Below are 17,910 nucleotides of genomic sequence, written 5' to 3'. Positions count from 1 at the left end.
TCAGGCGATCATGTGGCCAAGGTGGTCGACTTCTTCGGTGGTCGTGGCGAAGCTGGCGACGAAGCGGTAGATCGCTTCATTGTCGCTGAGGTGGCCGTCGAAGCTTTGCGGCAGGCCCCATTCATAGAATTTGGCGCCGGCGCCTTGCATTTTTTCCCCCTTGGTGCGGTCGAGAATAGCGAACACTTCATTGGCCTGCGGCAGCCAGGCCAGCCGGCTGGACGGCGCATCCTCGATGGTCGCGGCCAGCCTTGCGGCCATCGCATTGGCGTGGCGCGCCATCCTCAGCCACAGATCGTCGGCAAAATAGGCCTCGAACTGAGCCGAGATGAAGCGCGCCTTGGAGAAGGTCTGGCCGGCGCGCTGGCGAAGCAGGCGTAGGTCGCGCGCAACGTCGGGGTTGAGGACCACGACCGCGTCGGCCATCCAGCAGCCATTCTTGGTGCCGCCGAAGGAGATGATGTCGACACCGTTCTTCCAGGTCATTTCCGCAGGGCTGATGTCAGTCGCCGCAACGGCATTGGCGAAGCGCGCGCCGTCCATGTGCAGCGGCAGCTTGTGACGGCGAGCTACCTCGGCGATCGCCTTGATATCGTCGACGGCGTAAACGGTGCCGACTTCGGTTGCCTGGGTGATCGTCACCGCCATCGGCTGGCCGGCGGGGGCGAGATCCTGCGAATAGCGCTTGATGGCCCGGTCCAGCGCTTGCGGATTGATGCGCCCCAGAGGCCCCGGGACGGGCGACATGCGCGCGCCGCCGGTGTAAAAGCCCGCTGCGCCGAATTCATCGACATTCATATGCGCTTCGGCGTGGCAGAAGGCGACGCCGCCGATCCGGTTCAATGACGCCATCGACAGCGCGTTGGCCGCCGTGCCGGTGGCGACGAAGAAGACCGCGACCTCGCGCTCGAAGATATCGTTGAAGCGCTTGTAGACGGCGCGGTCGAGGTCGCCGTCGCCATAGGCCGTGGCGATGCCGGCGGCATGGCGGGTCAGGTTGGCCGAGATGTCGGGATGGACGCCCGCCCAGTTGTCGGATGCAAAGAACATCAGGAGGTCCGTATCTGATTGAAAAGGAGCGCGACCATGGCTGCTTCGGGGTTTGACGCGCAAGGGCCAAGGGCTGAAAAAGCGGTAAAGCCAGAGGCTGATTATCGAGGGCGTGCAGGGACCGAAGTTTTCGTTTCGACTGCGCGCGACGTAATTTTCTGTCGCCAAACGCCAGAGAATTTTGTGAATCGGTCTTGTGTGCGCCCAGGATTTCTGCCATAAAAATTTAGGACAGTAGTGCTGTCTTATTTTGTCGCACAAGTCAGGCTGGATTGGCGTATCATTTGGGCCACTCCGGCCGTTGCCGCGAGCGACGGGTAGACGGCTCGGCTGTGGCCTGTACGATACCGGATACGAACCGGCGGCGCACCGCTCGGTTCGCCAAGGATTTCGCAAGACGTGCCGCAAGAATGAGAGCGGAAGCCAGTCGCTTCCCAAGGTAAACCAGCGCCCCGAGGCTGACCAATGCCAGTGGGCCGGAACGGAGGACGAGACGATGACGGAATTGACGCCATCTGCGATCAACGGCCAGGCCGCGCAGACGAAAGCGGCCGCCGTCAAAAATCCGTCCGTCACCACTGGCTCGACTATTGGCCGAGCCACCAACGCCCGAACCCCCAACGGTATGGCCGCGCAGGGTCTCTATGATCCGCGCAATGAGCATGATGCCTGCGGTGTCGGCTTCATCGTCGACATGAAGAACGTCAAGTCGCACCAGATCGTCAAGGACGGGCTGTTCGTGCTCGAAAACCTGACGCATCGCGGCGCCGTCGGCGCCGATCCGCTGATGGGCGACGGCGCTGGCGTGCTGGTGCAGATTCCCGACCGTTTCTTCCGCGAGGAGATGGCGGCGCAGGGCGTGGAACTGCCGGCCACGGGCCAGTATGGCGTCGGCCACTGGTTCATGCCGCAGGACGCGGCACTGCGTGCTCATATCGAAGACATCATCGCCGAATCGGCGCAGTCCGAAGGCTTGCCGCTGCTTGGTTTCCGTGACGTGCCGGTCGACAATTCGTCGCTGTCGAAGGCGCCGGATATCGCGGCATCCGAGCCGTTCCATCGCCAGGTCTTCATCGGTCGCACGGCTGACATCTCCGACGACGAGGAATACGAGGCCAGGCTCTATCTGCTGCGCAAGGTCATTTCCGGCCGGATCTATGCCGAGAACAACAACAGGGATATCGGCGCGTACTGCGTATCGCTGTCGGCGCGCACCATCGTCTACAAGGGCATGTTCCTGGCCTACCAGGTCGGCGCTTACTACAAGGACCTGTCCGATCCGCGTTTCGAGACCGCGCTGATCCTCGTCCACCAGCGTTTTTCGACCAACACCTTCCCATCGTGGAAGCTGGCGCATCCCTACCGCATGGTCGCGCATAATGGCGAGATCAACACGGTGCGCGGCAACAACAACTGGATGGCGGCGCGCCAGGCTTCGGTCGATTCCGAGCTTTTCGGCAACAACATCTCCAAGCTGTGGCCGATCTCGTATGACGGCCAGTCCGACACTGCGTGTTTCGACAACGCGCTCGAATTCCTGTTCCAGGGCGGCTACAGCCTCAGCCATGCCATGATGATGCTGATCCCGGAAGCCTGGGCCGGCAACAAGCTGATGGATGCCGACCGCAAGGCTTTCTACGAATACCACGCAGCCCTGATGGAGCCGTGGGACGGGCCGGCCGCGGTTGCCTTCACCGACGGCCGCCAGATCGGCGCCACGCTCGACCGCAACGGGCTTCGCCCGGCGCGCTACATCGTCACCGATGACGACCGCGTCATCATGGCCTCGGAAGCCGGCGTGCTGCCGGTGCCGGAGGAGAAAATCGTCAAGAAGTGGCGGCTGCAGCCCGGCCGCATGCTTTTGATCGACCTCGCCAAGGGCCGCATCATTTCCGACGAGGAGATCAAGTCGGAGATCGCGACCAGGCATCCCTACAAGACCTGGCTCAACAACACGCAGCTGATCCTTGAGGACCTCAAGCCGGTCGAGCCACGGGCGCTGCGCAAGGATGTCAGCCTGCTCGATCGCCAGCAGGCGTTCGGCTACAGCCAGGAAGACACCAAGCTGTTGATGTCGCCGATGGCGACCACCGGCCAGGAGGCAGTTGGCTCGATGGGCACCGACACGCCGATCTCGGCGATGTCGGACAAGTCGAAGCTGCTCTACACCTACTTCAAGCAGAACTTCGCCCAGGTCACCAACCCGCCGATCGATCCGATCCGCGAGGAGCTGGTGATGAGCCTGGTGTCGTTCATCGGGCCGCGGCCGAACATCTTCGACCTGGTCGGCAATTCGCGCCGCAAGCGGCTCGAAGTGCGCCAGCCGATCCTGACCAATGGCGATCTGGAAAAGATCCGCTCGATTGGTCATACGGAAGACCGTTTCGACACCAAGACGATCGACATCACCTATGGGTCGAGCGAGGGCGCTGCCGGCATGCAGGGCGCCGTCGAACGCCTGTGCGAGCGCGCCGAGGCGGCCGTTGCCGGCGGCTACAACATCATCATCCTGTCCGACCGCCAGGTCGGGCCGGACCGCATCGCCATCCCGGCGCTGCTGGCGACGGCCGCTGTGCACCACCACCTGATCCGCAAGGGCCTGCGCACCGCGGTCGGCCTGGTTGTCGAATCCGGCGAGCCGCGCGAGGTGCATCATTTCTGCTGCCTCGCCGGCTATGGCGCCGAGGCGATCAATCCGTACCTCGCCTTCGATACTCTGCTCGACATGCACAAGCGCGGCGAGCTGCCGGAAGAGGTCGACGCCTATGAGGTCGTCTCGCGCTACATAAAGTCGATCGGCAAGGGCATCCTCAAGGTGATGTCCAAGATGGGCATCTCGACTTACCAGTCCTATTGCGGCGCGCAGATATTCGACGCCATCGGGCTGAAGAGCGAGTTTGTCGAGAAGTATTTCACCGGCACTGCGACGCTGATCGAAGGTGTCGGCCTTGACGAGGTCGCGACCGAGACGCTCAGCCGCCACACGGACGGTTTCGGCAACGACCCGGTGCTGCGCAACAGCCTCGAGGTCGGCGGCGAGTACATGTACCGCATGCGTGGCGAAGCCCATATGTGGTCACCCGACGCGGTCGCCACCTTACAGCACGCCGTGCGCCAGGGCTCGTGGGAGACGTTCAAGGAATACTCGGCACAGATCGACAGCGAGACGGCCCGCGCCCAGACCATTCGCGGCTTGTTCAGGATCAAGCTGGCGGAAGAGACCGGCCGCAAGAAGGTCGCGATAGAGGACGTGATGTCGGCGGCCGACATCGTCAAGCGCTTCTCGACCGGAGCGATGTCGTTCGGCTCGATCTCGCGTGAAGCGCACACCACGCTGGCGCGCGCCATGAACAAGATCGGCGGCAAGTCGAACACCGGCGAGGGCGGCGAAGAAGCCGACCGTTATCTGCCGCTGCCCGGCGGCGGCAAGAACCCGGAACGCTCGGCGATCAAGCAAGTCGCCTCGGGACGGTTCGGCGTGACGGCCGAATATCTCGTCAATTCCGATGTCATGCAGATCAAGGTCGCGCAGGGCGCCAAGCCCGGCGAGGGCGGTCAGTTGCCCGGCCACAAGGTCGACGCGACCATCGCCAAAGTCAGGCACTCGACGCCTGGCGTCGGCCTGATCTCGCCGCCGCCGCATCACGACATCTATTCGATCGAGGATCTGGCGCAGCTGATCTACGATCTGAAGAACGTCAACCCGGCGGCCGATGTCTCGGTCAAGCTGGTGTCGGAAGTCGGGGTCGGCACGGTTGCGGCCGGCGTCGCCAAGGCGCGCGCCGACCACATCACCATTTCGGGCTATGATGGCGGCACCGGCGCGTCGCCGCTGACCTCGCTCAAGCATGCCGGCAGCCCGTGGGAAATGGGTCTTGCCGAAACGCATCAGACGCTGGTGCTGAACGGCCTGAGGTCGCGCGTCGCGCTGCAGGTCGATGGCGGCCTGCGCACCGGGCGTGACGTCATCATCGGCGCGCTGCTCGGCGCCGACGAGTTCGGCTTCTCGACCGCGCCGCTGATCGCGGCCGGCTGCATCATGATGCGCAAGTGCCATCTCAATACCTGCCCGGTCGGCGTCGCGACGCAGGACCCGGTGCTGCGCAAGCGCTTCAAGGGCACGCCCGAGCATGTCATCAACTTCTTCTTCTATGTCGCGGAAGAGGTGAGGGGGCTGCTCGCCGAAATGGGCTACACCCATATCGACCAGATCGTCGGCGACAGCGACCTTCTCGAAAAGCGCGAGATGATCCAGCACTGGAAGGCGCGCGGGCTCGATTTCGGCAAGATGTTCTTCAAGCCGGACGCGCCGCATGAAGCCATACATTGGACCGAGCGGCAGAAGCATCCGATCGACGACGTGCTCGACCGCAAGCTGATCGAGTTGGCGAAGCCGGCACTCGAGGCCAAGCAGCCGGTCAAGATCGAGGTCGACATCCGCAATGTCGACCGCTCGACCGGCGCCATGCTGTCGGGCGAAGTCGCCAAGCGCTTCAGGCACAAGGGCCTGCGCGAAGACACGATCCAGGTGAAGCTGACCGGCACTGCCGGCCAGTCCTTCGGCGCCTTCCTGGCGCGCGGCATCTCGTTCGATCTCGTCGGCGCCGCCAACGACTATGTCGGCAAAGGCTTGTCGGGCGGACGCATCGTCATCCGACCGCCGGAGGAATCCAGGATCGTCGCGGCTGAATCGATCATCGTCGGCAACACGGTGCTCTATGGCGCCACCGAGGGTGAGGCCTATTTCGCCGGTGTCGCCGGCGAACGGTTCGCGGTGCGCAACTCGGGCGTGGCTGCCGTCGTCGAAGGTGTCGGCGATCATGGCTGCGAGTACATGACCGGCGGCATCGTCGTCGTCATCGGTCAGACTGGCCGCAACTTCGCCGCCGGCATGTCGGGCGGCGTCGCCTATGTGCTCGACGAGGCCGGCGATTTCGCCGCGCGTTGCAACATGGCGATGGTCGAGCTGGAGCCAGTTCCGGAGGAGGACGATCTGATGGAAAGGCTGCTGCACCATGGCGGCGACCTCGACCACAAGGGCCGAGTCGACGTCTCCGGCGACATGACCAGCCATGACGAGGAGCGGCTCTACCAGCTGATCTCGAACCACGTCCATTTCACGGGCTCGGTGCGCGGCCGCCAGATACTGGACGACTGGACGACATTCCGGCCGAAATTCCGCAAGATCATGCCGGTCGAATACCGCCGTGCACTGATCGAGATGGAACGCATGCGCATGGGCGTGGCGGCGGAATAGGCTTTTGAGACGTGCCGGGAAGCCCAGGTTTCCCGGCGGAACTTTCAGCGACAGTTTGACCTCGGATGAAGGTTGCCATGGCTGCCTCAAGGGGTTAACGGGTGCGGCGAACCCCGCACCATCTGGACAGCAGGAACTGGACTATGGGCAAGGTAACAGGCTTTCTCGAAATCGACCGGCAGGTGCACAAGTACCAGCCGGCCTCCGACCGCATCCGGCATTTCCGCGAGTTCACGCTGCCGATGTCGGACAGGGAGGTCGAGAAACAGGCCGCGCGCTGCATGGATTGCGGCATTCCGTTCTGCCATGGGCCGACCGGTTGCCCGATCCACAACCAGATCCCCGACTGGAACGACCTCGTCTATAATGGCGATTGGGACAATGCGATCCGCAACCTGCATTCGACCAACAATTTCCCCGAATTCACCGGCCGCATCTGCCCCGCGCCCTGCGAGGAAGCCTGCACGCTGAACCTCGAAGACATTCCGGTCGCCATCAAGACGGTCGAGCAGGCGATCGCCGACAAGGCTTACGAAACCGGCCATATCCGGCCCTATCCGCCGGAAAAGAAGACGGGCAAGCGGGTTGCCGTCATCGGCTCCGGCCCGGCCGGCATGGCGGCCGCGCAGCAGCTTGGCCGCGCTGGACATGAGGTCAGTGTCTACGAGCGTGAGAGCCGCCCCGGCGGGCTGATGCGTTATGGCATTCCCGACTTCAAGATCGAGAAGCACTATATCGACCGTCGCATCGAGCAGATGCAGGGCGAGGGCGTGACCTTCCATTGCGGCATCAATGTCGGCGTCGACAAGCCCGTGGCAGAGCTGCTCGCCGAATATGATGCGGTGCTCTATTGCGGCGGTTCGGAATCGCCGCGCCCGGCCAACATTCCGGGCGACGATCTCGGCGGCGTCTATGATGCCATGCCCTATCTGGTGCAGCAGAACCGCCGCGTCGGTGGCGAGCCGATCCAGTCGGTGGCATGGCCGTCGCATCCGATCATCGCCGGCGGCCAGCATGTCGTCGTCGTCGGCGGCGGCGATACCGCGTCCGACTGCGTCGGCACGGCCTTCCGCCAGGGCGCGGTGCGCGTCACCCAGCTCGACATCCGCCCGCAGCCGCCGGAAAAGGAAGACAAGCTTGCTGTCTGGCCATACTGGGCGACCAAGATGCGCACCTCGTCCTCGCAGGCCGAAGGCGCGGAGCGCGAATTCCAGGTGGCGACGCTCGAATTCATCGGCGAGGACGGCCAGCTCACCGGGGTGAAGTGCTGCGAGGTCGACGAGAAGCGCAAGCCGATCGCCGGGACTGAGTTCGTCATCCGCGCCGATCTCGCCTTCATCGCCATCGGCTTTGCCGGACCGGCCGCCGCCGGCGTGGCGAAGGAACTGGAAGGGGAGATGAAGATCACCACCGACAGCCGCCGGTCCAGGAATGTCGAAGCCAATGATCGCGACTACAAGACCAGCGTCGACAAGCTTTATGCCGCCGGCGACGTGCGCCGCGGCCAGTCGCTGGTGGTCTGGGCGATCCGCGAAGGCCGCCAGGCGGCACGCTCGATCGACGAGGCGCTGATGGGGTCGACGGTACTGCCGCGCTGAAGCTAGCTGATTAGCAGCTTCACCGCCCAATAGAGGCCGATAACCGTTTGAGCCGCGAACGCGGAAAATCGAGCCTTGACCGCGTTTGGACTGGTCGACGTCAAATGAATGGCAGACTGGATCAATCGCGCAACGAGAAACCAGTACGCAAGCGGGTCGGTGATCTCGGTCCGCGAAGTCATCATGGCAAAGGCCATGAGGCCTCCGAAGATTGGCAGTCCCTCGATGCAATTCGCGTGAGCTCGCGCAAGCCGCCGCAAAAAGGGCGAAAGACCTGCGTTATCCGGCGCGAATCCATTGGCGAGGATGCGGCCGCTCAGTACGAGGTGCGTGCGCAAGATCTCCATCCATGTGAGCAATACAAGGGTCCAACTCACGAACCCAAGCAATGCGTAGCCCGTTGCCGACATATTCGCCCCCGACTTTGACTTCGGCCAAAAACCGATAATGCCATTGTTCGGCTTGGCGCGGAATTGCCGCTAGGCAGGAACGTCGGTCAAGGAGTTGCCGTCGTCGTATCTTGCGTTGCCGCTGCTGTCGCCGGCGGCTGTGCCTTCGGCGGCCAGGAGAAATCGTCGGCGCGGCCGGGTGACGCCTCGGGAGCCTTGCCCTGGAGGATGAGTTTTTCGCCGGGCAGATCCGGATTGGCTTTCGGTGCCGCCGAGGCGCCGAGAAGTTCGGAGCCGCCGTCGAGCGCCGGATCGTTCAGCAGCATCGGAACGGTGCGATCGACAATGATGGGTGCGGCGGGGAGCGACGGCGCCTCGACCGGGGCGCCGGCGGGTGCGGCAGCCGTCACCACGCTTCCCGGCGCCGCCAGGCCGAGGATCTTGGCCAGTGGCTTTTCAGTGTAGAAGGCGAGCTTGCGCTTGCCGGCCTTCGACACGTTGATGCCATCGTCCGAGCGCAGCCGCACGGCCTGGCCGTTAATATCGGGGCCGGAGGTGACAAAGGCTCCGTTTTCGTCGACGAACCCGTCCCAGACATCGACGAATTCGCCGCCGTTCTTCTCGGCGGCCGAGTGGTAGATGTCGTTGAAGGCCAGCATGTCGGACGTCATCTTCGGCGCCTTGAAGGCCGGCATGCCGACCCACAGATACGGCACTTTGGTCGACGCCAGCGCCTCGCCCAACGCCTCGGTCCGGCGCTCGTATTCCTTGGTCCAGTTCTCCGATCGCGGCTGTTCGCGCACGTCGTTGACGCGCATCTGCTGGCGGTCGTTTGAGCCGAGCATGACGACAACAGCTGCCGGCTTTTCGGTCTCGATCAGCGCTTTGACCTGTTCGGGCCAGTTGTAGACGTCGTCGCGCACGAAGCCTGACGAGCCGTTGGCGCGCTCGACGATCCTGACGGCGGGGTTCGCGGCAAAGGCGGTGTCGAGGCCCTCGGCAAGGCCACTCGCCATGAAATCGCCGATCACCAGGATGACGCGGGAATCCGGCGCCTTCTCGACGACAGGAACGGCAGGTTCAGCCGGTGCTCGGGGCTTTTTCTTGACCTTCGGCTTTGCCTTGCGGATGTCGAGCGGCGGCTCGATGCGCTCGCTGCGGCGTGGAAACAGAAGATCGCGCAGCGACCAACCGCGGTTCTGCGGCTGTTCCTGCGCCAAGGCCGGTGTGTGGAAAGTGGTGGCGACTCCTGTCGCCAGGACGACGATGGCCAGAACGAGGATCGGCAAGCGGAAAACGATCACACGGATACGCGCTGCCGAAACCAAGCACCCTCTCCATCCCTTGGGACATGACCCCTCGGCGGGATCATGCACAGATCGATGCTACAGCGTCCCTTGCGCGTCGCAAATGCGCTGCACTGCCGATGGCTCTATTTCTTTCTGAGCCATTTGAGCACTTCCATGCTCGGATAGCCGTCCTGGGTCAAGCCGACCTTTGCCTGATAGGTCATGATGGCGGTTTTCGTGCCGTCACCGATCTTGCCGTCGAACTTGCCGTCGTAAAGCCCGTGCTGCGAAAGCCGCTTCTGCAACTCCTGCCTTTCCTCGAAGGACAGTTTGGTGAAAGGCCGCTTCCAGTCCTGCACCAGGCCACTAGAGCCGGCGATTTCGTCGGCAAGAAGGCCGACGGCAAGGGCATATTTGTCGGCGTTGTTGTAGGCCTTGATGACGGAGAAGTTCTTGATCATCAGGAAGGCTGGCCCGCCGCGGCCGTCCGGCACTTTCAGCGTCGCCTTGTCGGTTGCGTTCTTGAACGGCTTGCCATTGGCCCTGACGACGCCGAGCGCCTGCCACTGCGCCAGCGTCTTCGAGCCGGCGGGCAGTTTGCCGGCCGGAATGGTGACTTCGTAGCCCCAGGTCTTGCCACCCTGCCAGCCATTCTTCTTCAACAGATTGGCCGATGTCGCCAACGCGTCGGGGATCGAATTCCAGATGTCGCGCCTGCCGTTGCCGTCCATGTCGACGGCATAATGCTGGTAGCTGGTCGGGATGAACTGGGTCTGGCCCATGGCGCCGGCCCAGGAGCCCATAAGGTGGCTTTCATCGATGTCGCCAGTCTGCAGGATCTTCAGCGCGGCGACCAATTGGGTGCGGGCGAATTTCGACCGCTTCGGGTCGCCATAAGCGAGCGTCGCCAGCGAGCGGATGACATTACGCATGATGTCGTCGCGCTTGAGGATTTCGCCATAGTTCGATTCCATCGACCAGATGGCGAGCAGGATGTAGCGATCGACGCCAAACCGTGCCTCGATCCGGTCCAGCCAGGGCTTCCATTTCTTCGCCATCTGCTGGCCGACGGCAACCGACTGGTCATGGACGCGGTTGTCGAAATAATCCCAGGCGGGCGCGCTGAACTCAGGCTGCGTGCGGGCCTTTTCCAGCACCACCGGGTCGGGTTCGTTGATGCCCCGGAATGCCTGATCGTAGATGGCGCCGGAAACGCCGCCCGCCACGGCGGTGGCGCGGAAGCCGGCGACCCATTGCCGGAAACCGGCATCGGCAAAGGCCGGCCCGGCAGGCATCAGCAAAGCGAGCGAGAGGCTGGCCGCCGTCAGGACGCTGGTAAAGAGTTTTGCGGCACTGCGAACGGACATCTTTTCCCCCTTCTCTATCTCAGGAAAGACCATTCATCGCCGAACCGGGTTAGGAATTAGTTTACCATAGGTGCCGTCGGGAACGAAAAGACACGTCGATGCTTTAGGCACTGGAAGTTCTCACCAGCAGCTCGTAATCCTCGATTTCGGCGTGAAAATGTCTCGAAGCGGGGATTGCGGAGCAGGCAATCAAACGGATAATTGACGTATGAAGCGAGTTCGCAAGGCAGTTTTCCCGGTCGCCGGTCTCGGCACGCGGTTCCTCCCGGCCACCAAGGCCATCCCCAAGGAAATGCTGACCGTCGTCGACCGGCCGGTCATCCAGTATGTCGTCGATGAGGCGCGCGAGGCCGGCATCGAACATTTCATCTTCGTCACCGGCCGCAACAAGGCGGTCATCGAGGACCATTTCGATATCCAGTTCGAGCTCTATGACACGCTCGCCCAACGCGGCAAGGACGAGCAGCTGGCCCGCTTGCAGGGGCTGCAGCCGGCACCGGGGCAGACCTCGTTTACCCGCCAACAGGTGCCTATGGGCCTCGGCCATGCCGTCTGGTGCGCGCGCGAACTGGTCGGCGACGAGCCCTTCGCGCTTCTCTTGCCCGATATGATCATGCAGTCGGAAAAGAGCTGCATGAAGGCCATGGTCGAACTCTACGAGGAGACCGGCAACAACATCATCGCCGTGCAGGAATGCGATCCGGCCGAATCCCACAAATATGGCATCGTCGGGCGCGGCGAGGACACGCATCACGGCTTCCGCATCACCGAGATGGTCGAGAAGCCCAAGACCGGCACCGCGCCGTCCAATCTCTACATCAACGGCCGCTATATCCTGCAGCCCGAGATATTCAAGATCCTCGAAAGCCAGGAAAAGGGCGCCGGCAACGAGATCCAGCTCACCGATGCGATGCTGAAGCTGGAAAAGCAGCAGCCCTTCTTTGGCTACCACTATCAGGGCCGCACGTTCGATTGCGGATCGCCGGAAGGTTTCGTCGAGGCCAATGTCGCCTTCGCGCTGTGGCGCAGCGACATGAACGAGAACATGGCCGGCGTCATCCGTACGCTGCTCGACGAGATGAAACCGTCCGAGCGTCGCGGCGCCGCTTTGTAGCCTTCTCTGCTTCGGCTGAATCCCAACATGCCATCCAGCCTCAACGCTGGAGCTTCAGCCCGAGGTAGATGCTGTTGGCGGTGTAGTTGCGCCCGGGCAGATTGCTGGTCAGCTTTTCGGTGCGGGCGCGGCTGGTGAGGCCGACATAGCGGTTCAGCCACCATGTCAATCCGGCTTCCGCGCTCAGCGTCAGATCATGTCCGTCGGAGCCGGTATAATTGCGCCAGTCGACGCCAAGGGCTGCGTTGCCGGTGAGGTCGGCGCGGATCTGCCGCTCGCCGGTGAGGCGGCCGGAGTAAAGGATGTCGCCGCTTTCATTGGCGGCCGTGGTGCCTTCGATCATGGTTTGCGCGGTAAGGCCGATGATGGTTCCGCGTTCAGGCGACCATTTCAGGTCGGCATTCACCGACGCCCCCGAATTCGCCTCCAGACTGTTGTCGTCGATCGCTTCCCGGAGCCAGCCGGCCGAGAATTCGCCGGCCAGTTTCTCGCCCATGTCCACTTCGACACCGGCGCGCGCGCCGAGCCGGGTCGATGACCGCTCAAAGCCGCCCGAATCGACGCGCAGATCATAGGCGCGGCGACCGACTTCGATTTCGGCGAAGGGCGTGATGGCGGGAGAGATCTCGTAGCCGGTGCGCAAGGTCGCCGTATAGAGGGTGGAATCGCGGTCCTTCTGCGACAACACCATGCCGCCCGAAAGCTTGGCGTCGCCGTAGAAGTCATGCGAGACCGCGCCGGTCAGGGCGAAACGCAGCTTGCCGGCGTCCTTCTTGATGGCCAGGCTGCCGTCGACGGTCTGGCGGATGGGCTGCGAGGCGACGCCAGGAATCGCGTTGGGCGAGGAGGCCGATTCCGGCGCAATCTCGTAGCCGAGCTTGGCGATGGCGCGCAGTTCATTGTCGAGATCGACATTGAGCGTACCTTCGATGCGGCCGCGCCCCTCATTGATCTTTTGGCCCGAAATGGTGTTGCGGAAGTTGCCGTAGCCGTCGATGACAGCGGAATTCTCGCGCCAGTCGGAGGCGGCAGAGAAACGCAGCGCCGTTTCGGACAGCACCGCCGATTTGCCGCCAGAGCTGGAATCGGCATTCGACGTGACGGTAACGCCCTGCTCCAGCGTCGGCCGCAGCAGGAAAGAGCCGACCTTGATCCCGGTTGCCGCGTAGGGATCGTCCTCGGGCTTTTTCTTCTGGCCCTCGATGGCATCGGTGCGCTCGGCGCCAGGGTCGAGCTTCTGCCGGTCGACGCTGTCGACGGTGAGGGCGCGGCGGTTGGCCGTATCCTGGTCCGTATCGTCTGCCGCCGTGCCATCCGAAATCGTTCCGGTGGTGGTTGCGTCTGTTGCCTGGCCAGGTTTCTTCTTGTCCGCAGCCTTGGTTTTGTCCTTGGTTTTGTCCTTGGCTTTGTCCGCATCGGCGGCGCGTTGCTTTGCTGTCGACGGCCGGCGTGGCTGGACGGTTGGCGGCTGGTCGGCGAACGAATCGCCGGTGGTCGCCGGCGGGTCGAAAATGCTGTTTGCGCCGGCCTGTGACGGGTCGGTGTCATCGGGCAAGGCGCCATCGCTGGCCGGCACATAGGCGGTTGGCGTGTTTTCCGTGGGGGTGGTGTCGGCAGGCGCCGGCTTGACCTGCGTGTTGGCCTTGCTCAATTGCCTGGCCCGGCGCTGCTGATCGGACAGAATCGCCGATTCCGAAACCTCGCCGCGCAGCTCGGTTTCCTGGGCATGTAGCGCAGTTGGCCGCAGCAAAGCGAGCACGCTCGTCGCCAAAAGCAGAGCGCAAAAGGCTCCGCCCGTTCGACCTTTTTTCTTTTCAGGCTGGGCCCGCGACATCGTCACCACTGCTTGCGCGGCGCAAGCGCGCCATACTTACCGAACCGTAAACAGGGATGGTTAACGGAGGGTTGAAGGGTTGCCTGTCAGACCTGGCCGGACGGCAATTCTGTTGGACAGACGAACGGCAAAGCGCTAAGCGCATCAGCCATGCATGCGGGATCCCCAGAAAAGAAGCCTTTTGACAGTCAGGCTTCGATCGCCTCGGCGCTGAGAACGGTAGCCACGGAACAGGCCGGCGTGGCGGCATTGGCCGCGGCGCTGGAAAACGGACTGGCTGGGCCCTTCGCCCACGCAGTCGACATTATCTCGCGCATCGATGGCCGGGTCATCGTCACCGGTGTCGGCAAAAGCGGCCATATCGGCTCCAAAATCGCCGCCACGCTTGCCTCGACCGGTACGCCTGCCTTCTTCGTCCATCCTGCGGAGGCCAATCATGGCGACCTCGGCATGATCGCCAGGGATGATGCCATCATCGCCATGTCCTGGTCCGGCGAGAGCAAGGAATTGATGGGCATCGTAGCCTATTCCAGGCGCTTTTCGATCCCGCTGATTGCGATTACCTCCGGCGCCACCTCGGCGCTGGCGCGGGCGGCCGACGTGGTGCTGCTTCTGCCATCCGTGCCGGAAGCCTGCCCGCACGGCCTGGCGCCGACGACGTCGACGCTGCTGCAACTGGTGGTCGGCGATGCGCTGGCCATCGCGCTGCTCGAAGCGCGCGGTTTCACCCCCGACCATTTCCGCACTTTCCACCCCGGCGGCCAGCTCGGTGCCAATCTGACTCTCGTCTCCGAGATCATGCGGGTCGGCGACCAGATTCCCCTAGCGGTGCTGGGTACCAAGATGCCGGAAGCGGTCATGACGTTGTCGAACAAGAAAGTCGGCTGTGTCTGCGTCGTCGACGGCAAGGGCGAACTGGTCGGGATTATCACCGACGGCGATGTCGCGCGCAATTTGCATCGCAACCTTGCCGATATCGCCGTGGACGACATCATGACCCGCACACCGAAGACGGTCGATCCTCAGACTCTGGCGGGCACGGCGATCGCGCTTCTCAACGAATACAATATCGGTGCGCTGGTGGTGACCGAAAACAGGATGCCCGTGGGGGTGATTCACTTCCACGATTTGCTGCGCATCGGCGCGGCCTGAGGAAACTAGAAGCGAGTCGCGTTGGGTGACCTACGCGACGCGCTTCGATTTTCTACCAAAATGCGCTGCGTGCGCTTTCGGGTGATCAGACAGCCTCGACCGTCAGTTCCAGATCGGTGTCGGCCGAACTGACGACGCGTACCTGGGTGCCGGCCGGCAGGTCGGGACCGGAGACGCGCCACAGCGTGTCGCCGAGCTTTATGCGGCCGCGACCATCCTTGATCGGTTCGGCAAGGGTGGCCATCTTGCCGACCATCTGCGCGCCGCGCCGGTTGAGCAGCGGCTGGTCGCTCGGGGTGTTACGCCCGCCAACCAGCTTCTTGCCGGCAAAGGCCGAGACCAGCGACAGTGCCAGGAAGGCGAGGACCTGGACTTCCCAGGTCCAGAAGCTTGCGCCCCAGATGAGCAGCGAAATCAAGCCGATCACCAATGCGGCTATGCCGATCCACAGCATGAAGATGCCTGGCGCTATGACCTCCATCACCAGGAGGACGAAGCCCAGAACCATCCAGTTCCACGGACCAAGTTCGGAAATAATGCGGTCGAACATGGGAGTGTGCTCCTATGATCTCAGTTCGCTTGATCTCAATTCTCGCTTGGGCGAACCACCGGGGGGCGGGCAGCCTGCCGTGCGGCGCCGGCAGTGCCTTCGCTGCGAAACACCTCCTTGGCGATCTCGCTTATCCCGCCGAGCGTGCCGATCAGCGCCGAGGCTTCCATCGGCATCAGCACGACCTTGCTGTTGTTGGCGGTGCCGATCCTGCCCATCGCCTCGGTGTATTTCAGCGCCACGAAGTAGTTGAGCGCTTGCACGTCGCCCTTGGAGATCGCTTCCGACACAACCTGGGTGGCGCGCGCTTCGGCCTCGGCCGAGCGTTCGCGCGCCTCGGCGTCGCGGAAGGCGGCTTCCTTGCGGCCTTCGGCCTCGAGGATCTGCGACTGCTTGAGACCTTCGGCAGCAAGGATCTGAGCACGCTTGTTGCGTTCGGCCGTCATCTGCCGGCCCATGGATTCGATGAGGTTGGCCGGCGGATTGATATCCTTGATCTCGACGCGGGTAATCTTGATGCCCCACGGATGCGCCGCTTCGTCGACGACACGCAGCAGGCGCTCGTTGATGGCGTCGCGGTTGGACAGCAGTTCGTCGAGGTCCATCGAGCCCATGACGGTACGGATGTTGGTCATCGTCAGGTTGAGGATGGCGTTCTCGAGGCCGGCGACCTGATAGGCGGCCTGCGCAGCATTGAGGATCTGGTAGAAGGCGATGCCGTCGACACCCACTATGGCGTTGTCGCGGGTGATGATTTCCTGGCTCGGAACGTCGAGTACCTGCTCCATCATGTTCATCTTGGCGCCGATACGGTCGACGAACGGCACGATGAGGTTGAGGCCAGGGCTCAGTGTTTTGGTGTAACGGCCAAAACGCTCGACGGTATAATTATAGCCTTGCGGGATTGTCCTGATGCCCTTGATAAGAAGCACCAACACCAGAAAGGCAAGCGCACCAATCGCAATACCGAAACCGCTGAAGTCCATTTAAATCTCCCTCAGATGCCGGCCATGGCATTGATTCCATGCAACCGACTTCACCAAACACTTAGGTGTGTTTCAATAATGTTACAATCAGGTGATCGCTGATTATTAGTGCATAGACGACTGCAACAGTGGCGATCGATCGCCGCAACGTGGCGGCCTCAGACCCAGCCTGACAGCTCGCGCCGGGCCATCGCCTCGATCACCGCCATGCCTTCTGCACTGTCGTTGAGGCATGGGATGTGGGCGAATTTCTCGCCGCCGGCGTGGTGGAAGGTCTCGGCCGCCTCGCGGCCGATTTCGTCCAGCGTCTCGATGCAGTCGACCGAAAATCCCGGATTGACTATGGCGATCGATTTCACGCCATCCTTCGCCAGTTTCTCGACAGTCTTGTCGGTGTAGGGCTGCAGCCATTCCTGCGCGCCGAAGCGCGACTGGAAGGTGGTGATCAGCTTCCTTTCATCCCACCCCAGTCGCTCACGCAATAGCCGTGTCGTCTTCTGGCAGTGGCAGTGATAGGGATCGCCCTTCTCGAAATAGGGCCTCGGGATGCCGTGATAGGAGGTGATGACCACCTCCGGTTCGAAGTCGAGCGTTTCCAGATGCCGCTCGATCGAAAGGGCAAGCGCCTCGATGTAGACCGGCTCGTCATAGTAGGGCGGAACACTGCGCACGGCAGGCGCGCGGCGCATCTTCATCAGCGCGCGAAACAACTGGTCGTTGGCGGTAGCGGTGGTGGTCGCCGAATATTGCGGATAGAGCGGGAACGCCAGGATGCGGTCACAACCCTGCTCGACCAGCCTTTGCGCGACGCTCGCGGTCGACGGGTTGCCATAGCGCATCGCCCAGTCGACGACGACATCAGGCAGGTCGCGGAGCGCCTCCGCCAGCTTCTCGCTCTGGGCTCGGGTGTAGGTGCGCAGCGGCGACTCGTTCTTCTCCTGGTTCCAGATCCTGGCGTAATTGGCCCCGGACTTCTTCGGCCTCGTCGTGAGCACCAGGCCGTAAAGGATCGGGTACCAGATCGCTTTGTTGAGTTCGATGACGCGCGGATCGGACAGGAATTCACGGAGGTAGCGCCACATCGGCTTGAAATCGGTGCCGTCGGGCGTGCCGAGATTGACCAGCATGACGCCGATCTTGCCGGCCTTTACCGGCGGATGTTCAGCCGGCAGCGGGCCGAGCGCTTTCGCTGCTTTGGGATCAATCGTCATGGCGGTTCTCCGGACACGGCGTGAAACTAACGACGCCGCGCCGGGTTTCAATGCCACGTCTGGCCGCACCTGTCGGGAAAAGCAAACACCCGCCCGGCTGACCGGACGGGTGT

General features: G+C 62.8%; 12 protein-coding genes. 4 read left to right on the top strand and 8 right to left on the bottom strand.

The window, feature by feature from the left end; genetic code table 11:
• Window positions 1-1,050 carry a threonine aldolase family protein gene (locus tag ACWGTI_RS03630; RefSeq protein ID WP_454585831.1) on the bottom strand — a complete coding sequence of 350 codons (1,050 nt, stop codon included), beginning with the start codon at window positions 1,048-1,050 and terminating at the stop codon, window positions 1-3.
• A gap of 496 nt (window positions 1,051-1,546) precedes the next feature.
• On the opposite strand from ACWGTI_RS03630, the gene gltB reads away from it, so the two are divergent.
• Together gltB and ACWGTI_RS03620 are read left to right on the top strand one after the other, a co-directional pair.
• On the top strand, window positions 1,547-6,307 hold the full coding sequence (gene gltB / locus ACWGTI_RS03625; RefSeq protein WP_454585830.1) for a glutamate synthase large subunit: 4,761 nt from the start codon (window positions 1,547-1,549) through the stop codon (window positions 6,305-6,307).
• A gap of 143 nt (window positions 6,308-6,450) precedes the next feature.
• Window positions 6,451-7,905 carry a glutamate synthase subunit beta gene (locus ACWGTI_RS03620; RefSeq protein ID WP_454585829.1) on the top strand — a complete coding sequence of 485 codons (1,455 nt, stop codon included), beginning with the start codon at window positions 6,451-6,453 and terminating at the stop codon, window positions 7,903-7,905.
• A 2-nt stretch (window positions 7,906-7,907) separates the two neighbouring features.
• On the opposite strand, the gene ACWGTI_RS03615 is transcribed toward ACWGTI_RS03620, so the two are convergent.
• The 3 genes from ACWGTI_RS03615 to ACWGTI_RS03605 all read right to left on the bottom strand — a co-directional run bounded on the left by ACWGTI_RS03615 (window position 7,908) and on the right by ACWGTI_RS03605 (window position 10,950).
• Window positions 7,908-8,315: an MAPEG family protein gene (locus tag ACWGTI_RS03615; RefSeq protein WP_454585828.1), complete on the bottom strand. Its 408-nt coding sequence runs from the start codon at window positions 8,313-8,315 to the stop codon at window positions 7,908-7,910.
• 86 nt (window positions 8,316-8,401) lie between these two features.
• A complete protein-coding gene (locus ACWGTI_RS03610; protein ID WP_454585827.1) occupies window positions 8,402-9,622 on the bottom strand; it encodes an SGNH/GDSL hydrolase family protein in 1,221 nt (406 codons plus the stop codon).
• 104 nt (window positions 9,623-9,726) lie between these two features.
• Window positions 9,727-10,950: a lytic murein transglycosylase gene (locus ACWGTI_RS03605; protein ID WP_454585826.1), complete on the bottom strand. Its 1,224-nt coding sequence runs from the start codon at window positions 10,948-10,950 to the stop codon at window positions 9,727-9,729.
• 208 nt (window positions 10,951-11,158) lie between these two features.
• Between ACWGTI_RS03605 and galU the strand changes: the two genes are divergently transcribed.
• Window positions 11,159-12,064 (top strand): UTP--glucose-1-phosphate uridylyltransferase GalU, encoded by a 906-nt coding sequence (gene galU / locus ACWGTI_RS03600; RefSeq protein ID WP_454585825.1) that lies wholly within the window; start codon window positions 11,159-11,161, stop codon window positions 12,062-12,064.
• Between the two features lie 40 nt (window positions 12,065-12,104).
• Here galU and ACWGTI_RS03595 read toward each other — a convergent pair whose 3' ends face one another.
• A complete protein-coding gene (locus ACWGTI_RS03595; protein WP_454585824.1) occupies window positions 12,105-13,898 on the bottom strand; it encodes an outer membrane beta-barrel protein in 1,794 nt (597 codons plus the stop codon).
• Between the two features lie 150 nt (window positions 13,899-14,048).
• On the opposite strand from ACWGTI_RS03595, the gene ACWGTI_RS03590 reads away from it, so the two are divergent.
• On the top strand, window positions 14,049-15,050 hold the full coding sequence (locus tag ACWGTI_RS03590; RefSeq protein ID WP_454585823.1) for a KpsF/GutQ family sugar-phosphate isomerase: 1,002 nt from the start codon (window positions 14,049-14,051) through the stop codon (window positions 15,048-15,050).
• Window positions 15,051-15,135: 85 nt separating this feature from the next.
• Here the strand turns inward: ACWGTI_RS03590 and ACWGTI_RS03585 are convergent, their stop codons facing one another.
• The 3 genes from ACWGTI_RS03585 to hemH form a co-directional block, all read right to left on the bottom strand.
• Entirely contained in the window at window positions 15,136-15,600 is a 465-nt protein-coding gene (locus tag ACWGTI_RS03585) for an NfeD family protein (protein ID WP_454585822.1), read from the bottom strand.
• A gap of 35 nt (window positions 15,601-15,635) precedes the next feature.
• The gene (locus ACWGTI_RS03580; protein WP_454585821.1) at window positions 15,636-16,586 is read right to left on the bottom strand and encodes an SPFH domain-containing protein; all 951 of its coding nucleotides are present in this window, start codon (window positions 16,584-16,586) and stop codon (window positions 15,636-15,638) included.
• A gap of 158 nt (window positions 16,587-16,744) precedes the next feature.
• Window positions 16,745-17,797 carry a ferrochelatase gene (gene hemH / locus ACWGTI_RS03575; RefSeq protein WP_454585820.1) on the bottom strand — a complete coding sequence of 351 codons (1,053 nt, stop codon included), beginning with the start codon at window positions 17,795-17,797 and terminating at the stop codon, window positions 16,745-16,747.
• Between the last annotated feature and the right edge of the window lie 113 nt (window positions 17,798-17,910).

This window comes from Mesorhizobium sp. ArgA1, from assembly GCF_053714375.1.
This window is presented reverse-complemented; position numbering and strand designations above follow the sequence as displayed.